This is a genomic window from Reyranella sp., assembly GCF_052439685.1.
Taxonomy (GTDB): domain Bacteria; phylum Pseudomonadota; class Alphaproteobacteria; order Reyranellales; family Reyranellaceae; genus Reyranella.
This window is the reverse complement of record NZ_JBQVQG010000028.1, coordinates 1-14,286: the sequence shown is the minus strand read 5'-3', so window position 1 is coordinate 14,286 and position 14,286 is coordinate 1. Positions and strand designations below refer to the sequence as shown.

The window sequence follows — 14,286 nt, the reverse complement described above, 5'->3', positions numbered from 1 at the left end:
TGCGCTACAGTTGGCGCGGATTTGACGGAGCCTTCCGCTGCACGACGCGACATCGCCGTTTTTCATTTCGCTCTTCGGGATCGCCGGCGTCGCTGCCGCCTATCTCCTGGGCTCGACGCCCACGGGGTATCTGGCGGGCCGGCTGCTGCGCGGCATCGACATCCGTCAGCACGGTTCCGGGTCGACCGGCGCGACCAACGTACTGCGCACGCTGGGCAAGGGACCGGCCCTGGTGGTGCTGGTTGTCGACGTGCTGAAGGGCATGGCGGCGATCCTGCTCGCGCGCTGGCTCTATCCCTGGCTGGGCGCATCGCCGGACGGAATGCCCTGGGCGGTCTGCCTGTGCGGGCTTGCCGTGCTGCTGGGCCACAGCCGCTCGATCTGGCTGGGCTTCACCGGCGGCAAGTCGGCGGCGACCGGCCTCGGCGTGCTGCTCGCTTTGTCGTGGCCGGTCGGCGTGGGCGCGGCCTTCGTCTTTCTCGCCGTGCTGGCACTCGTGCGTATCGTGTCGCTCGCCTCGATGCTGGCGGCGGTGACGGCCGCGATTCTCGTCTGCCTGCTGCCCGAGCCGCTGGCCTATCGCCTGCTGGTCATCGCCGGCGGCCTCTACGTGCTCGCACTCCACCGCGCCAACATCGTGCGCCTGCTCGCCGGAACCGAACCGAAGGTGGGGCGCAGCAGCCCCTGATCCTCGTCAGCCGGACGACTTGGATCGGCCCCGCATCACCTCGGCGATGGCGTGATCGAGATGGGCCTGCAGGAAGGGCTTGTTGAGGCGCGGGATGTCGGACATCCCGCCGTCGGGCAGTTCGGCATAGCCGGTCGCGAGCAGGACCGGCAGGTCGGGGCGCTCGCGCCGGATGGCGGCGACCAGTTCGGTGCCGGTCATGCCGGGCATCGCCTGATCGGTGACGACGAGATCGACCCGTTCCATGCCCGCGAGCGCTGCCAGCGCCTCGCGGCCGGAATAGGCGGTGACGACCTCGTGACCGAGATCCTCCAGCATGGCGGCGGTGTTCACGAGGATCAGCGCGTCGTCGTCGACCGCGAGGATGTACAGCGACGTCGCCTCGACCGCGGGCGCGGGCTCGCTGTGCTGAGACAGAACATCGGCGCCGGCGGCCATCGGGATCCACAGCGACGCAGTCGTTCCGATGCCCGGGACGCTCTCGAGTTGCAGGCGGCCGCCCAGCTGTTCGGCGAGTCCGTGCACCATCGAGAGGCCGAGGCCGGTCCCCTTGCCCACGCCCTTGGTCGTGAAGAACGGTTCGGTCGCGCGCGCCAGGGTGATGGCATCCATGCCGTGGCCCTGGTCGCGGACCGAGAGGCGCACGTAGCGGCCGGCCGGCAGCGGGAACGTCGAGGCCGGGTCCGCCGTGGCCTCGCGCGCCGAGATGGCGATGACGCCGCCGCGCGGCATGGCATCGCGCGCATTGACCACGAGGTTGAGCAGCGCCATTTCGAGCTGGTTGACGTCGACCCTTACCGGCGGAAGCGACGCCGGGCAGTCGACGTCGAGCACGATCGAGGGGCCGAGCGTGTGGTCGAACAGCGTCGTCATGCCGGTCACCAACGCAGCGACCGAGGCCAGTTCCGGATCGAGTTCCTGCCGCCGCGCGAAGGCCAGCATGCGCTGCGTCAGGGTGGCGCCGCGGCGCGCCGCCTGCATGGCATTGTCGATCAGCAGCAGGTTCCGGTCGTCGGCCGGCAGGCGCTTGCGCACCAGTTCGAGGCTGCCGATGACGGCGGTCAGTAGGTTGTTGAAGTCGTGCGCGACGCCGCCGGTGAGCTGGCCGATCGCCTCCATCTTCTGCGACTGGAACAGCGCCTCGCGCGCGCGCTCGAGTTCGAGCTGCACCTCGCGGCGCTCCGTGATGTCGCGCGTGACCTTGGCGAAGCCGCGCAGCGTGCCGTCGGGCTCGCGAACCGGATCGATGACGATGCTGGCCCAGAAGCGCGTGCCGTCCTTGCGCACGCGCCAGGCCTCGTTCTCGAAGCGGCCCTCGTGCAGTGCGGTGGCGAGCGCCCGCTGCGGCGCGCCGGCGGCACGGTCCTCCTCGGTATAGAAACGCGAGAAGTGCTGGCCGACGATCTCTTCCGGCGCATAGCCCTTGATCCGCTGGGCCCCGGCATTCCAGGTCGCGACGTTGCCCTCGGGATCGAGCATATAGATGCCGTAGTCGGTGACGCTCTGCACCAGAAGGCGGAACTCCTCCTGGCTGCGGCGCAGCTCCTCCGCCGCCGCGCGCCGCCGGGTCAGGTCGCGCGTGACCTTGGCGAAGCCCAGCAGCGTGCCGTCGGGACCGCGGATCGGGTCCATGACCACATGCGCCCAGAAGCGCGTGCCGTCCTTGCGCACGCGCCAACCCTCGTTCTCGAACCGGCCCTCGCGCAGCGCGATGTCGAGGGCCCGCGCCGGCAGGCCGGAACGGCGATCCTCTTCGGCGTAGAAGCGCGAGAAATGGCTGCCGACGATCTCGGCCGCAGTGTAGCCCTTGAAGCGTTCGGCGCCGCTGTTCCAGCTCGCGACGTTGCCCGCGGGATCGAGCATGTACACGGCATAGTCGAGCACGCCCTCGACCAGCTGGCGGAACGAGCCGTCATCCAAAGGTTTGCCAGCAGACGCAGGTGCCTTGGTGGGAGGGGCCGACATGGCGCCGCTATATCACAAGTCGCGCCAGCCGGAACGGCTCCGGCGCCGGCGCGCCCGCTAGCCGAACCGCAGCGAGTCGAAGAACCGCGTGACCATCGGGCTGCCGAGCCGGGACAGGCGCCCCTGCGCGATCTGCGAATAGACCGCCTGCCGCGTGAGGTAGAGACGCGCCCGCACGAAGCGGTCGCCCGCCGCGGCAAGGACGAACTCGCGCCCCGTGAGCGGCCCGGTCTCGATCTCGCGCTGCTCCCTGGTGTGGAAATTCCGAAAAGACCGACCGCCGCGCCTGCGGCCACGAAGAACCGACGTGCACGATGTCACCCTCTCCCGATCGAGAGTGCATCTGGCGCCCGTTCCCCGATCGGCGAAACCGGTATAGGCTGCCGGTGCAGCGCGGCGGTCAGCGCAACCGCTCGACCGCCTCGACGATGACCTTGAGCTTTTCCTCGGCGGCGGTAGCGCTGCAGATCGGGTTGTCGGCGAAGGTGGCAAAGCCGCAATCGGGATGGAACAGCAGGCGGTCCTTGCCGAACAGGTCGATGGCGCGGGCGATCTTGGCGCCGACTTCCTCGACCGGCTCGGCATGGGCGCATTTCTGGTTCACCACGCCGACGCCGATGCGGGCGTCCTGCGGCAGCGCCTTCAGGATCTCGAGTTCGCCGGCGCGCGGGGTGCACATCTCCAGGAGATAGGCGCCGACCCGCATGGAGGCGAGCGTGTCGACCAGCGGGCGATAGTCGCCGGCCAGCGCGACCGATTCATCGGGGGTCCAGTTGCCGCGGCAGACATGCAACGCGATGCGCTCGCGCGGGCTTCCGTCGACCACCGCGTTCACGAGGTCGCGGGCGAAGGCCAGCTCATGCGCCGGCTCCCGCGATTCCGACAGCGCCCCGCACATGAAGCTGGGGCCGCTCTTGGCGCCGCTGAACACCACTTCCGACAGGACCGGCTCGTCGAACTGGACCAGCGAGACACCGGCATCGAGCAGGTCCTTCAGCTCGGCGCGCAACGCCGTCACGATGTCCTGGGCCAGATCCTCGCGGCTCTCATAGGCGCGCTCGTTCAGACACTCCATCCACATGGTGCGCGTCAGCAGATAAGGACCCGGCAGCGCGACCTTGATCGGCCTGGTCGAGAGCGTGCGCAGGAAATCCGCCTCGTGTCGCACCAGCGGACGGCTGCGCGAGATGCGGCCCAGCACCGCCGGGTGGCGCACGTCGGCGGCCGGCACGTCGAGCGCCCGCAGCTCACGCTCGAACTTCTCGGGATCGTCGACCAGCGGCAGCAGGTCGGTCAGCGGGATGAGCTGGCAATTGTCGAGCCGTGTCGCCACGAAGCTCGCATAGGAATCGCGGCGCTGCTCGCCATCGGTGAGGACGCCCACCCCGGCCCGCTCCTGCGCGGCGACGACGAGGCGCACGGCATCGTTGGCGGTCTCGTGGAACGCGGCCTCGTCGAGCTTGCCCTCGACGTAGGAATGCATCGCCTCGACCATCCAGCGCGGGCGCGGCCAGGAGCCGATGCCCATGACGGACATCGCGGGAACCGGCGGCGCGGCTACGGGTTCTGTCCGAGCATGAGCGCCACTGGAGTGGCGCGCTCCAGCAATGTCCGTCGTGCGGAGCGCGCCACTCCAGTGGCGCTCTTCCTTGGCTCCACGTTCGGCGAGCTTGCCCTTGGCGATCACGAAGCTGCGCTGCTTGCCGACCTTCTGGAACGAGACCAGCTCGTTGGACGTCAGGCGGCACCAGGCCGGCAGGTCCTCGTCGACCGAGATTTCCGTCGAGAGGATTTCCAGCAGCTGGCCGCGCGCCATCGGGTCGATGTGCTTGCGGATCAGCAGCAGGAGCCCGTTGCCGCAATCGAGGTCGCCGCCGTCGAAGCTGACGTCGGGGCCGGTGATGCCGTCGGGAAAAACGTGGGTTTCGGTCGGCTTCATGTCGGTGTCTCGCTGTTGCCGTAGAGATGGCCGAACGCGGCCTCGTCGAACTCGGCCACCGGACTATCGATCACCTTGCGCCCCTGCGACAGGCCAACGACGCGATCGGCATAGGTCCGCGCCAGATGGACCTGATGGAGCGAGCAGACGACGCCGACGCCGTCGCTGCGCGCGATGCGCTGCAGCAGTTCGAGGACGCCCGCACCGGCCGCCGGATCGAGGCTGGCCACCGGCTCGTCGGCCACGATCAGGCTCGGCCGCTGCGCCATGGCGCGCGCGATCGCCACCCGCTGCTGCTGGCCGCCTGAGAGCGTGTCGGCGCGCTGCATCGCCTGGCGCAGCAGGCCGACACGATCGAGGCTTTCCAGCGCCAGCAGCCGGTCGTCGCGGTCGAAGCGGCGCAGCACGCCGCGCCATGCCGGCACATGACCGAGACGGCCGGCCAGCACGTTGTCGAGGGCCGTGAGGCGGCTCACGAGATTGAACTGCTGGAACACCACGGCGATCCGGCGGCGGGCGCGGCCATGCAGCGTTGCGATGTCGTCGTCTCCCACCCTCACCTCGCCCCTGTCCGGCGCCAGCAGGCCGGTCAGGCAGCGGAAGAGCGTCGTCTTGCCGGCGCCGCTGGGCCCCAGCACGGCAACGAACTCGCCCTCGCGCACGGTGAAGCTGATGTCGTCGATCGCCGCATGGCCCTTGAAGGCCTTGGCGAGACCGACGGCGGTGAGACGCGGCGCGCCTCTCATGACCGGATGAGCCGCTTGCGCAGCCAGGCCGAGACCTGGTCGAGCACGGTCACGACCACCAGGATCATGGCGATGATGGTGAAGAGCCGCGGGAAGTCGAGCAGGTCCATACTGTTCTTCAGCTCGAGGCCGATACCGCCGGCGCCGACCACGCCCAGCACGGTCGAGGCGCGGATGTTGAACTCCCACCAGAACAGCGTGGTCGAGAGCATCACCGGCAGGATGTCCGGCACCAGCGCGTAGCAGATCGCGGTGAAGCGGCCGGCGCCGGTCGTGCGCACGGCGTCGAGCGGCCCGAGATTGGCATTCTCGATATGGTCGGCAAAGAATTTGGCGGCACTGCCCCAGGTGTGGAGCGCGATGCCGATCACGCCGGCGAAGGGGCCGAGGCCGACCGCCGCGACGAACAGCAGCGCGAAGACGAAGGAGTCGATGCCGCGCAGCGCGTTCAGGAACCAGCGCACCGGATAGTAGAGCGCCGGCCAGGGCGTGATGTTGCGGCTGGCGAGGATCGCCATCGGGATGGCGAGCAGGGTCGCGAGCGTCGTGCCCAGCGCCGCCATCGCCACGGTCTCGGCGATGCGATAGGCGAACAGCGGCACCTCGCGCGTGTCGGGCGGCCAGGCCGACGCGATCCAGTGGCCGAGCCTGGGCAGGCCGGTCGCCAGCCGCTCGAGATCGATGCCCGCGAGGTCCCACGACACGGCATAGAAGGCCAGCACGAGTGCCGCGATGAGCCACAGGCGCAGGCGGCGGGCGCTGAAGCCCCGCCCCTGCGCCTCGAGATCGGCAAGCGCCTTCTCGGCCGCGCTCATAGACCGGCCCCACCATACGGTAGGGCTATCGCATTTGCCCAAACTCCCCGTCGTCTCGACCGGAGCGCAGCGGAGTGGAGAGACCTTCTTTCCTCGATTTGACGGCTAATGGTGGAAAAAAGGTCTCTCCACTCCGCGCTGCGCGCTCCGGTCGAGACGACGGAAATTTCCATATGCGATTGCCCTGCGTCAGACGAGAGAGGTGGCCCCGGGGGGTTGCGGGGGGGGGCCCCCCCCCCCCATGCCGACGCGGTGGCCGCGCAGTTGGTTGCGTCCAGAAGTTCCGGACCGTCGAGGTCGTGCACCCCAGCTGAAGCGTCGCCTCGGCGACGCCGCCTGGATCATGAACAGCCGCGCTACGTCGACCGCGACGGTGTCCACTGTTGCGGCCCATGCGACTGCCGGCGCAAGCATGCCACGAAGTTGCGGGAGACCCAGGCAGGGATCGCGACCACCACCGGCGCCGGCGACATCATCCTGATGCCGCGCGCGCGTGTCGCGCAGGGGCTCGATCCGTCGATCGACTACAACTGACGACACTGCATCCGCGGGGGGATGGTGCGCTGCGTGTTCAAGCCGTTGACGGGAAGGTGAGTAGGGAAATCGCGATCATCCTATTCTTGGCTTGCTGGTGGCGACGCTCACAGCAGCCTGCGCCGTCTGCATGGGCGTGGTGTTCGGCATCAACGGAAATAGATGGGCGCGCGCTGGGCTAGATATATTGCACACGCGTCATGCCCAGGAGTAGCGAACGTGCAATCGCGCGACATCCCGGACCGAGCAGCTTTCAGTGAATAGGTGCTTTCGAAGCGGCAGCTGCATCGGCGCGCTCGTATCTATTTTTTTGAATCGATAGCGAAGCATCGACAAGCTCGGTCAGCTCTTTGGCCAACATCTTGAGTCGCGGAAGGTCGACATTGCCGTGAACAAGCGCGTGTCCATCGGGCCCAATCGCCACGATTACGTGCGGAAGCGAAGAAGCACCATCATCTTTAAGGCGCTTATCCAAGGACTCGTTTATCTCAGCAAGGACCGCCAAAATCTTGTTGCGCTGCTCGTCGACCATATTGAGAGAGTAGGAGTAATCCGCTCACTTCACCATCCCGCATGTTTGCATACCTTTGAATAAAAAAGCGTCTCCACAGTGTCTTAGCTTATTGTCCTGTAGCGAACTAAGCGCGGATGTTTGCGTTCATGCTGCGGTGACCCTGGCCGCCTCCTGAGGCGACCAGCTCGTTGCAGAGATTTGCACGCATTCCAACGTTTGCCGAATTTCGAAACAATGGCTTGTGATCGATTCATCGATGCGTGACCGGGATTCGTTCGCATTTGCAGCTTGGCCAATCGTCGATGCAGAGCAATACGTGCAGCACAGGCTGAGCCGATCAATGCTCGATGTCCGAGTGCAAGAACGCAGAGATAAGCCCACTGATCACCCATCAGTTTTTTCGGAATCTATCCAAGACTCCTTTCTCTCGTGTCATCCTTGGCTGCCGAGAGGAGGAGTGTCATGAAAGGCAATAGCGACAAACGTTCGCCTGCGATTCCAAAACTCTCCGCGACGTTGAAGAGTAAAATCAGCATTGGCCTGGATGCGTTACAGGACCGAATCGCGCAGGACCGTATGAGCGAAAAGGACTTCATCGCGGCGGTCTCGGATATCATTGCCGCAACGCCTGGGGATTTAGGATCAATCGATGGCCTGCTCATCGCCCAGAAGATTCGGGAGATAGAGCACGATTGGAAGGAGAGCCTAAAGCGGTCGCTCAGTTGATGCGTAGTCTTCGGAATTTTGCGGCCCAGGCCATCGCCCCGTTTCGGGCCACTGCCGCCACTGTTTGGAATCCGCAGGCAGTTAGACCACAGTGACATCGAAGCCTTGAGCGGACGTGCTGCAACGCTTGCAATATGTGGGGACATCGTAGTGAGCACAGAGGAAGAGATCGAGCTCGGCAAGAAGTTGATTGATGAGATGCGCGCATCCTTCAGCCGAAGCGATTGGGACGATACTACGAGGATCTTCGAACGGATCGCGGGTTTGAAGACCGACCGGGGCCTTCGGCTTGAGGCGACGTGCCTGGCGGTCCGCACGCTCGTTGCCATTAAGCAGCGCTCTGCGGCCCGCCATCTCTTCGCGACTGTGGCGACCGGCGAATACAAGAAGCCACCCCATTATGAATACCTCGCTCGTGCCTATCTCGACCTCAAGCAGTACAAGGAAGCTGCGGCAGCCTGCGAACGTGCAGAAGCGCTTCGTCAAGCCGAGTCGGAGTGAGCGGCCTTTCGCAATTGCGCCGCTTGCGTGTTCAAGGGCACACCCGGCCAGCTCTTCTCGGCACTGGGCCTGCCGGCTCTGTACCGATGCGGTGAGTTTTCGCTATGCGCCGCCCATGACCGGCAATTCGCAAATCGCTAAACCTACGCCAGGCTTCAATAGCCAAGCTCGGTTTGAGATTGCGTCCATGTTAAATATCCATGAATAAGCACCGCGCTCCCAAGGCGTTGCGCAGCGGCGGCGTTGGCCGGATTTAGGCGGGCCTCCAGCCTGCAGTTCAAGAATGGTCTCCCGCTCGATCCAAATCGGGCAACTGGCGGGGGGGGGGGATCACCCCGGCCCGAGGCGATGCAGACCCTGAGGATCCTTGGCTTGGCAGGCACAGCTATCTCAACGTACTGCACGGCTGCAATGGGCAGCAGAAGCCGGCGGGTATTGTGCGACATCTCCTCGATGGGTGGGGGAGGCGGGCGCCAGCCTTCTACAAGATCAACGCCAGCGTCACGAACGTGCCAACACTGCCAGCGGCAGCACCTCGGAAGGCATCCTCAAGGTCTCACCCGCACTTTGCTGTGATCTGTTGAGCACCGTCACTGCCTAAAATTTCGGCACGTGCGTTGAAAAACGGCACCTTTAATACTAATTTAGAGTGAGGGTGAATTGGTTGGGGATGCATGTCGGATCACCATTCCGAGAACGTACGCGCTGCCAGGCAGCGCGTGATAGATGAGCTTGCAATGTTTCGGGTCGATAGCTCGGACAAGCGCTTGGGGCATCTGAAAGCCGCGATCGATTACTGGCACGACGCGGTGGGGGCCTGGAGTGGAGCCAAACCGATCGAGCCCGGCAAACAGAATCTCAGTTAGCAGTCCGCTCGCAGCTATCCTGCCAAGCATGCTCGAGGTCACGGATCTCTTGCGACAGCATCAGGTAGTTGGCGCCGCTCAGCCCGTCCGTCGTGGCGGCCAAGACCTCGGCCACGGCGCTTCTAAATTCGGCTTCGGTCAATCTGTCCTGCTCAAGGCGGCAGCCGAGGCGCGCCATCAGCTCTTTGGCGTTTTTCATCGACCCCGCATCTAATCCAGTATCCCGATATCAGAAAGAGCTTTCGCTTCCATTACGGTAGGACTTTCAGTCGGCAGCACCTGCCTGGATGTCCCGGCGGAAGCCGACTTAATGCCGCGAGGCACGTCCGTCACGAGTTCGCCACGCTGGCCGCGGAGCCGGCAGACACAGGGCAGGGCTCATACTTCCGATCTTCCATGCCTGCCGGGATGACCATGGCGGTGAAACGACGGCAGCCGTGACACACGACGTATTGGTGGCCGAGGATCGTCCGCGGGGCGCACAACGTGCCAGGCGGGTGGCGCCACGGGCCGACCATCAACAGCCCAGCTTCGTCTTGGTCCAGGTTGGCGCTCCCCGCCGTGAGCCGGCGCCTCGCTGTATCCCGCCTGTGCAGGCCGCGTCGATGTCGGAGGCGGCGATCCACCGCTGCATCACGTCCGCGTCGGCGCTGCGCGCGGGATATAGTGGCAGGGTATTGCCGCTACCTGCTGGCGTCAGCCGAAGAGTCCGCATGGAGACATGAGCGGGGTGCGGGCGCGGCTAGACGGCGCGCGCATGGGGCCATACAAAGTCGCTGCCTCTCAGCGGGCAGATTTCCGGCCCTGCCGGCGATCACTACTGAGGCGGCGAGAAGGGGCAGATTGAGAACCGAGTCCCCAACAGCAGTCCCCAACAGGACCGTACCGTTGGCGAGCGATCCTCAGAAAACCTCGATTCTATTGGCAAGCGCCCGTAGCTCAGTGGATAGAGCAACCGCCTTCTAAGCGGTAGGCCGCTGGTTCGAATCCAGCCGGGCGCGCCATCTCCCAGCCGTTGCAGTCCATATGTATCATGGTTGCAGGGCTGGTTCGCATCAGTGCATGCGATTCATTATCAATGCCTTTTTCTTTCCGTGATAATAACTCGCATTCTCCTCAATTCGGGGGAGACGAGTAGCCTTTTGGGGAGAAGAAATGGCAAAGCGCGTACCGGTCAAGACGGCGTTGGTTGGATTGCTCGTGGCGCCGGGCGCCATGGCCCAGCAGGATCCCGCTCAGACGCCAGCGCCTGCGCCAGCCACGCCTTCGACTGAAAACCAGCCCGCGGCTCCATCTGCCGCGCCCGCGACCATGCAGACCGTGACGGTCACCGGCAGCCGTCCCAGCGAGGACTTCCAGACCACGCGAGGCTCCATCAACCGCCTCGGCGCCGCCAACCTGATGGACGTGCCGCAGTCGGTGGTCGTCATCAACCGGGCGCTGATGCAGTCGCAGGGCGTAACCAAGCTGGAAGACGCCGTCCGCAACGCGCCGGGCGTCACGATCGGGTCGGCGGAAGGCGGTGCCATCGGCACCAACATCAACATCAACGGCTTCTCCGCCCGGACCGACATCTATCTCGATGGCATGCGTGACCGCGGCCAGTACTATCGCGACGTGTTCGCGCTGGAGCAGGTCGAGGTGCTGATGGGCCCGTCCTCGATGCTGTTCGGCCGCGGCTCGACGGGCGGCGTCATCAACCAGGTGACCAAGAAGCCGTTCCTGAAGCAGGCGACGGAACTCAGTGCCCAGGTGACCACCAACGGCCTCGTGCGCACGACGGCGGACGTCAACACGCCCTTCGAGGAGACCAACGCGGCCCGCGTGTCGGCGATGTTCCAGGTCGGCAAGGCCTCGACGGTCGACCAGACCAATGTCCTCGACTTCGGTCTCGCGCCGAGCGTGAAGCTCGGCATCGGCACGCCCACGGAGATCACGCTGGGCGCGATCCTTCAGCATAAGAAGGACCAGGTGAACTATGGTGTCCCGAACCTGAACGGCTATCCGCTCAACGCGCCCCGCAACACCGCCTGGGGCTTCAACGACGACTATACCGAGCAGGACGTCATCGCCCTGCAGAGCCTGATCGAGCACAAATTCGCTCCGAACCTGAACCTGCGCAACCAGACGGAGTTCGTCTGGGTGAACACGGCCGTGCGTGAAACCTCGGGCGGATTCGTCGGCACGCTCGGCGCCAACGGTGGTTTCGTGGCGGCGCCGCGCGGCCCGAACAACATCCCCTATAGTGCCGCGCCGCTCGGCAATCTGTGGATCCGCCAGCTCAGTCGTGACCGAAACATCAATGACATCACGGTGGAGAACCAGACCGAAGTGTTGGCCAAGTTCAACACCGGAACAGTCGGCCACACGCTGTTGATGGGTGTCGATCTGAACTACGAATCCTACTCGAACAAGCAATCCAGCCGTACCGGCACATGCAACGGTATCGCTCTGCCGGCCGGGTCCGTCGGCTGCACCCCGGCAGGCTACACGGTCGGCGCCAACACGCCCGGCAACGTCGCGTCCGTGCCAGGCAACTACGCGTCGTCACAGGCCTGGGGCGCCGGCTTCTACTTCAACGACACGGTTCAGGTCATTCCCGAGGTGAAAGTCGTCGGCGGCCTGCGCTGGGACTACTACTCGGCGACGGTCGGCAACTCCGTCAATAGCGCCAATACGGCCGGAAACACCCAGGTCCCGTTTCTCTACCAGGCTGACAGTTTCCTCAGCGTCCGAGCCGGCGTCATTTACGAGCCGACACCGGCGCAATCGTACTACGTTTCGTATAGCACCTCGTTCAATCCCTCCCTCGAGCAACTCACCTCGACGACCGGCGCATCGAACCTGCCGCCAGAAAACAACAAGGGCGTGGAGGCTGGCGTCAAGTACGAGTTGCTGAATGCCAATCTCTCTCTCAATGCCGCAGTGTTCTCGATCGTCAAGAACAATGCGAGGACGCAGAACCCGGATGGCAGTTACTCGCCGACCGGAAACGTGCAGGTGAGTGGTGGCCGCGTCGGCTTCTCTGGCCGCATCACGCCGGAATGGCAGGTGTTCGGTGGCTACGCCTATCTGAACGGCGTCATCCTGCAGGGGTTGAGCTACCAGAACGGCATCGGCAACACGACGGGCAAGGTGCCGCTCAACACGCCGAGAGACTCTGCGAACCTGTGGACGACCTACACGTTCAAGGAGACCTACGAGATCGGCGGCGGCGTCTTCTATGTCGGACAGCGCTATGCCAACAATACCAATACCGTGGTCGTTCCGGCCTATGCCCGCGTCGACCTGACGGCAGCCTACAAGCAGCCGACCTACGACGTACGGCTCAACGTCTACAACCTGTTCAACTCTGTCTACTACGACGGCGTCATCGCGTCCGACGGTGGCCGCGCGGTGATGGGGTCTGGCACCACGGGCATGATCACGCTGAACTATCGTCTGTGAAGACGGTAGCCGCCGCCCGTCATGCTGGTCTGTATTCCCCAAGTCCTCAACGCCGCGCAGCTCGTCAGTCTGCGCGAGCGCCTGGAGCGCTCCAATTCGTGGGTCGACGGTCGCGTGACCGCCGGCTATCAGGGCGCGCCGGTGAAGTTCAATCAACAGATCGACGAGCGGTCTGAAACGGCGATCGCCTGCCAGCGCATCGTCGGGGCGGCGCTGGAGGTCCACCCGGTCTTCATCAGCGCCGTTCTGCCGAACGAGATCTATCCGCCCATGTTCAACCGCTACGGGGAAGGGATGAGATTCGGCGCGCACGTCGACGGCAGCGTGCGCATCAACCCGCACAACGGGCGCAAGCTGCGTACCGACGTATCGGCGACGTTGTTCCTCAGCAATCCCGAGGACTATGACGGCGGGGAGCTGCAGATCGAGGACACGTACGGCCAGCACAGCGTCAAGCTGGCGGCAGGCGACATGGTCGTCTATCCCGCGACCAGTCTGCATTCGGTGGCCCCGATCACCCGCGGTGTGCGAATGGCCTGCTTCTTCTGGACGCAGAGTCTGATCCGGGACGACATGCAACGGTCTCTCCTGCACGACATGGACAACGCCATCCAGCGGCTGAACGAGACCAACGCGGACGAGGGGGCGCGGCGGGCGCTGATCGGCTGCTACCACAACCTCGTGCGGCAATGGAGCGAGACCTGATGACCGTCACCGCCGCCATGCCCGGCAAAGCGGGGAAGGTGAATCGCCGGCTGAGCTTCGTGCGCTGGGTACGCAAGACGCACGGGTGGTTCGGCCTGTGGGGTGCGCTGCTCGGTCTCCTGTTCGGGTTCAGCGGCATCTGGCTCAATCACCGCAGCACCATGAAGCTGTCCTTGCCTGACCAGCAGCAGATCAATGCTCAGCTCCAGCTGCCCGATCCACGACCCCAGACCATAGAGGCGATGGGAGCTTGGCTGCAGCAGTCGCTGAAGCTCGACCGCGGCCCGAACAACACGCGTGTCGAGCGCGCGCGACCCGTTGCGTGGGGTGAGCGGGGCGGCGATGGGAATGCCCGTCCCCTGCAACAACCCGAGCGCTGGGTGCTGAACTTCGGTGGTCCCAATCATCTGGTGCAGGCGGAGTACTGGGTCGGAAACCGATCGCTTTCGGTGCGGACGACGCGGAACGGCTTCGTGGCCACGCTGACCAACCTGCACAAGGGCACGACGATGCCCGTGCCGTGGATCCTGTTGATCGACACGCTGGCCGGCAGCATGATCTTCCTGTCGATCAGCGGCGTCATCCTGTGGTGGGAGACCCACCGCAAGCGCGCGGTCGGCATCACGATCTTCGCCGTCGCCGTGGCTACCACGGTGGCATTGGCCGTAAGCCCGCTCCGATTGTAGGAGCGATGTCAGTGGTTGAACCCGTGCCTTCGAACCCGCCCTTCGTGGAGCCCGGCCCGCCGGGACCGTCACGCGAGCCGCTCTCGACCGCGGCGCGTCGGGGGATCCTCGCGCTGGTGATCTTCTTCCATGTCGGTGGCGGCTGGGCACTGAC

13 protein-coding genes and 1 tRNA gene are annotated in these 14,286 nt (G+C 65.0%); 7 read left to right on the top strand and 7 right to left on the bottom strand.

Annotated elements, in window-relative coordinates:
* Positions 1 to 37 precede the first annotated feature (37 nt).
* On the top strand, positions 38 to 688 hold the full coding sequence (gene plsY, locus ACT6UX_RS24935) for a glycerol-3-phosphate 1-O-acyltransferase PlsY (protein ID WP_444777908.1): 651 nt from the start codon (positions 38 to 40) through the stop codon (positions 686 to 688).
* A 6-nt stretch (positions 689 to 694) separates the two neighbouring features.
* Here the strand turns inward: plsY and ACT6UX_RS24930 are convergent, their stop codons facing one another.
* The 6 genes from ACT6UX_RS24930 to ACT6UX_RS24905 all read right to left on the bottom strand — a co-directional run bounded on the left by ACT6UX_RS24930 (position 695) and on the right by ACT6UX_RS24905 (position 7,219).
* Positions 695 to 2,653 (bottom strand): PAS domain S-box protein, encoded by a 1,959-nt coding sequence (locus ACT6UX_RS24930; RefSeq protein ID WP_444777853.1) that lies wholly within the window; start codon positions 2,651 to 2,653, stop codon positions 695 to 697.
* A gap of 57 nt (positions 2,654 to 2,710) precedes the next feature.
* Positions 2,711 to 2,974, bottom strand: a complete 264-nt coding sequence (locus ACT6UX_RS24925; RefSeq protein WP_444777852.1) for a hypothetical protein — start codon at positions 2,972 to 2,974, stop codon at positions 2,711 to 2,713.
* 79 nt (positions 2,975 to 3,053) lie between these two features.
* Positions 3,054 to 4,592 (bottom strand): 5-methyltetrahydropteroyltriglutamate--homocysteine methyltransferase, encoded by a 1,539-nt coding sequence (locus ACT6UX_RS24920; protein WP_444777851.1) that lies wholly within the window; start codon positions 4,590 to 4,592, stop codon positions 3,054 to 3,056.
* A complete protein-coding gene (gene phnC / locus ACT6UX_RS24915) occupies positions 4,589 to 5,338 on the bottom strand; it encodes a phosphonate ABC transporter ATP-binding protein (protein ID WP_444777850.1) in 750 nt (249 codons plus the stop codon). The genes ACT6UX_RS24920 and phnC overlap by 4 nt, the downstream gene beginning before the upstream one ends.
* The gene (gene phnE, locus ACT6UX_RS24910; RefSeq protein ID WP_444777849.1) at positions 5,335 to 6,153 is read right to left on the bottom strand and encodes a phosphonate ABC transporter, permease protein PhnE; all 819 of its coding nucleotides are present in this window, start codon (positions 6,151 to 6,153) and stop codon (positions 5,335 to 5,337) included. The genes phnC and phnE overlap by 4 nt, the downstream gene beginning before the upstream one ends.
* A 787-nt stretch (positions 6,154 to 6,940) precedes the next feature.
* Positions 6,941 to 7,219: a hypothetical protein gene (locus ACT6UX_RS24905; RefSeq protein ID WP_444777848.1), complete on the bottom strand. Its 279-nt coding sequence runs from the start codon at positions 7,217 to 7,219 to the stop codon at positions 6,941 to 6,943.
* A 444-nt stretch (positions 7,220 to 7,663) separates the two neighbouring features.
* Between ACT6UX_RS24905 and ACT6UX_RS24900 the strand changes: the two genes are divergently transcribed.
* A complete protein-coding gene (locus ACT6UX_RS24900) occupies positions 7,664 to 7,927 on the top strand; it encodes a hypothetical protein (protein ID WP_444777847.1) in 264 nt (87 codons plus the stop codon).
* Positions 7,928 to 8,077: 150 nt separating this feature from the next.
* Positions 8,078 to 8,428: a hypothetical protein gene (locus ACT6UX_RS24895; protein ID WP_444777846.1), complete on the top strand. Its 351-nt coding sequence runs from the start codon at positions 8,078 to 8,080 to the stop codon at positions 8,426 to 8,428.
* 858 nt (positions 8,429 to 9,286) lie between these two features.
* On the opposite strand, the gene ACT6UX_RS24890 is transcribed toward ACT6UX_RS24895, so the two are convergent.
* Positions 9,287 to 9,493, bottom strand: a complete 207-nt coding sequence (locus ACT6UX_RS24890; protein WP_444777845.1) for a hypothetical protein — start codon at positions 9,491 to 9,493, stop codon at positions 9,287 to 9,289.
* Positions 9,494 to 10,222: 729 nt separating this feature from the next.
* Between ACT6UX_RS24890 and ACT6UX_RS24885 the strand changes: the two genes are divergently transcribed.
* From ACT6UX_RS24885 to ACT6UX_RS24870, 4 genes are all read left to right on the top strand, one after another.
* A tRNA-Arg gene (locus ACT6UX_RS24885) sits at positions 10,223 to 10,298 on the top strand.
* A 151-nt stretch (positions 10,299 to 10,449) separates the two neighbouring features.
* Positions 10,450 to 12,741, top strand: coding sequence for a TonB-dependent receptor (locus ACT6UX_RS24880; RefSeq protein WP_444777844.1), 2,292 nt, complete (start codon positions 10,450 to 10,452; stop codon positions 12,739 to 12,741).
* Between the two features lie 21 nt (positions 12,742 to 12,762).
* Positions 12,763 to 13,446, top strand: coding sequence for a Fe2+-dependent dioxygenase (locus ACT6UX_RS24875; protein WP_444777843.1), 684 nt, complete (start codon positions 12,763 to 12,765; stop codon positions 13,444 to 13,446).
* Entirely contained in the window at positions 13,446 to 14,132 is a 687-nt protein-coding gene (locus tag ACT6UX_RS24870) for a PepSY-associated TM helix domain-containing protein (RefSeq protein ID WP_444777842.1), read from the top strand. The genes ACT6UX_RS24875 and ACT6UX_RS24870 overlap by 1 nt, the downstream gene beginning before the upstream one ends.
* The last annotated feature ends 154 nt before the right edge of the window (positions 14,133 to 14,286 follow it).